Source organism: Herbaspirillum sp. B65 (genome assembly GCF_000333555.1).
Taxonomy (GTDB): Bacteria; Pseudomonadota; Gammaproteobacteria; order Burkholderiales; family Burkholderiaceae_D; genus Herbaspirillum; species Herbaspirillum rubrisubalbicans.
The window spans coordinates 1-3,016 of record NZ_BADI01000978.1 but is presented as its reverse complement, the minus strand read 5'-3'; the positions used below and the strand labels follow the sequence as shown (position 1 = coordinate 3,016).

At 65.9% G+C, this 3,016-nt stretch carries 3 protein-coding genes; all 3 read right to left on the bottom strand.

The genetic code is table 11. The annotated features are described in order from the left end of the window. A partial coding sequence (xylB, locus tag I5W_RS23010) for a xylulokinase (RefSeq protein ID WP_044530993.1) occupies positions 1-1,451 on the bottom strand: 1,451 nt, incomplete at its 3' end. Between the two features lie 2 nt (positions 1,452-1,453). Continuing rightward, complete coding sequence (locus I5W_RS33700; RefSeq protein WP_252717185.1) at positions 1,454-1,639, bottom strand: aldehyde dehydrogenase family protein; 186 nt, start codon at positions 1,637-1,639, stop codon at positions 1,454-1,456. Between the two features lie 38 nt (positions 1,640-1,677). Further along, positions 1,678-2,919, bottom strand: coding sequence for an aldehyde dehydrogenase family protein (locus I5W_RS23005; protein ID WP_252717184.1), 1,242 nt, complete (start codon positions 2,917-2,919; stop codon positions 1,678-1,680). Positions 2,920-3,016: the final 97 nt, after the last annotated feature.

Below are 3,016 nucleotides of genomic sequence, written 5' to 3'. Positions count from 1 at the left end.
ATGGCGTGCGCCTGGCGATAGAGGGCAGCTCGGGCGGGATCGGGGCGCTGGCGCGTGAGCTCCGGCAACAGCTTGGCGGCGTGCTCGACATCGGGCCATATCTGCAACCCCACCCCAGCCAGCAAGGCCGCTCCCAGCGCCGCACCTTCGGCCGCCCCCTCGCGGGTCACCACTTCGCACTCCAGCATATCGGCCTGGATCTGGCGCCACTGGGCCGAACGGGCGCCGCCCCCGGACGTACTGACCCAGCCGGGCGCCACGCCCATGGCACTCATCAGCGCGTGCATGTCGCACAGCGAATGCACCACGCCTTCCAGCACACTGCGGGCCAGGTCGGCAAATCCGTGACGCGCCGTCAGCCCGATGAAGGCAGCGCGGGCAGCCGGGTCGGGATGGGGGCAGCGTTCGCCATTGAGATAGGGCAGGAACAGCAGGCCGCGCGCACCCGGCAGACTCTGTGCAGCGGCTTGCACGATGGCCTCGAAGCTGGGGGCTTCCTGGGACTCCGGGCTCTGCATGGCGCTGCGCCACCAGGCCAGCGCGCCACCAGCATTGAGCGACACGCCCATGGCGTGCCAACGATCCGGCGCGACATTGCAGAAGACCTGGATGCGTCCGTCCGGTGAGGACAAGGGGCGCTCCAGCGCCGCGGCCAGGATGCCGGCGGTCCCGATGGTGGTCTGCCATCCGCCCGGCGCCACCACGCCAGCACCTAAAGACTGGATCACGCTGTCGCCGCCGCCACCGATGACCGGAATGCCCGGCGCAATGCCGAACAAGCTGGCTGCCTCTGCATGAACCTTGCCGCTGACCACCTGCGATTCATGACAGGTGGGCCAATGCGCCGGATCCAGTCCGGCGGCGCGGATCAGGTCACTCGCCCAACGCCGTTGCCGCACGTCGAACAGTCCCGTGCCGGAAGCGTCCGAGACTTCAGTGGCGATCTCGCCGGTGAGCACATAACGCAGGTAATCCTTGGGATTGAGCACCATGCGCAGCCGCGCATACAACTGTGGTTCATGCTTCTGCATCCACAGCAGCTTGCCACCGGTATAGCCGACCAACATGCGATTGCCGGTCTGCGCCAGCAGGGCCGACAAGCCACCCGCGGCTTGCGTGATCTCGGCGGCTTCCATCTCGTTGCGCTGGTCGTTCCAGAGGATGGCCGGCCGCAAGGGGCGGTACTGCGCATCCAGGGCGGTGAGCCCATGCATCTGGCCCGACAGGCCGATACCCAGCAATTGGACCGACCCTGCCGACTGCATGGCCTGCGCCACGGCCAGGCGGGCCGCCGCGATCCATGCCTGCGGCTCTTGCTCGACCCAGCGCTGGCGCGGCTGCGAGACCGGGTAGCCGGCACTGGCAGAGGCCAGGATGCGACCTTCGGTGGACAGCAGCAGGGCCTTGCAGGCCGAGGTGCCCAAGTCTATGCCCAGCAAACAAGCGCGCATGATCAGGCTCCCACGCCATGACGCAGGCGCACATGCTTGAACTGGGAATATTCCAGCAAGCCTTCGCGCGCGTGCTCCACCCCGATACCGCTCTGCTTGCNGGCCACGTAGGGAGCATTCATGATGCCGGCGTCGACATGATTGATAGCCACGTTGCCCACATCGAGCGCAGCAGCGCAGCGATGGATTTCCTGCAGGTCTTGGGTGTAGACGTAGGCGGCCAGGCCTAAGGGCTATCGTGGGCCAGGGCGAGCGCTTCATCAAGACTGTCGAAAGGCGCCACACCGACCAGTGGCCCGAAGGTTTCTTCACGCATCACCCGCATCTGCTGGGTGCAATCGGCCACGATCGTGGGCTGGAAGAACAGGCCATTGACGAATTCTTCACCTGCCGGTGCAGCGCCGCCAGTCACCAGTCGCGCGCCCTGCGCCAGGGCATCCTCCAGATGGGCCAGCGTCTTCTGCAAGGGTGCGGCCTGCGCCATCGACCCCAGGTCGGCGGCCGGATGAGACAGGCCATCCCCGATCACCAGGGCTCGTGCGGCGACGGCAAAGCGCGCCAGGAAGTCGGCATAGACGACGCGCTCGACATAGATGCGGTTGATGGCAATGCAGATCTGCCCCATGTTGCGGAAGGACCGCCGCACCGCGCCCTGTACCGCCTGATCCAGGTCGGCATGACGCGTCACCAGCAGCGGACAATTACCTCCCAGCTCCAGCGACAGCCGCTTGATGCTCGGGCAGGATTGCTGGATGCGCAAGCCGGTCTGGGACGAACCGGTAAAGGCGATCTTGGCGATATCGGGATGCGCCACCAGCGCCTGCCCAACGGTGGCGCCATCGCCCGTGAGCACCGTCACGATGCCCGCCGGGATGCCGGCCTGCTGCACCTTTTGCGCAATGTAGAGCGCCGTGAAGGGGGTGAATTCGGAGGGCTTGATGATGACCGCACAGCCGGCTGCGACCGCAGCGCACAGCTTCCAGCCCACCAGTTCGGCCGGGTAATTCCAGGGCGTGATGGCCGCCACCACGCCGATGGCTTCGCGCAGCACCAGGCTCTGGTAGCCGGGCTGGTCGTTGGGAACGACTTCGCCATGCACGCGCACGGCTTCTTCGGCATAGAAGTGGCAGGCTTCGGCCAGCTTCTTGATTTCGCCCAGGGCTTCATTGCAGGGCTTGCCCTGTTCCAGGGTCATGACCTCGGCCATGGCAGGGGCATCGGCCAGGATCAGGCGGCCCAGGGTATGCAGCGCCTCGGCGCGGACCCGGGCCGGCGCGCCGGCCCAGGCACGCCAGGCGGCGACGGCGGCAGCCACCGCGGCGGCGATCTCATCTGGCGTGGCCACGGCAATCTGGCCGATGACTGCGTTGCGTGCCGGGTTACGCACCTGCAGGCGCGCGCCCTGCCCTTCGATGAACTGGCCGGCTGCAAATAGCTGGCCCGACAGGCGGTTCAATACTTCCTGCATCACGCATCTCCTTGAGCGACGGTGAATATAGTATAACTAGATAAAATAAAAGCACGCAAACCGTAATTGTCGAATTTTATGGATATTTAGGCGCAAA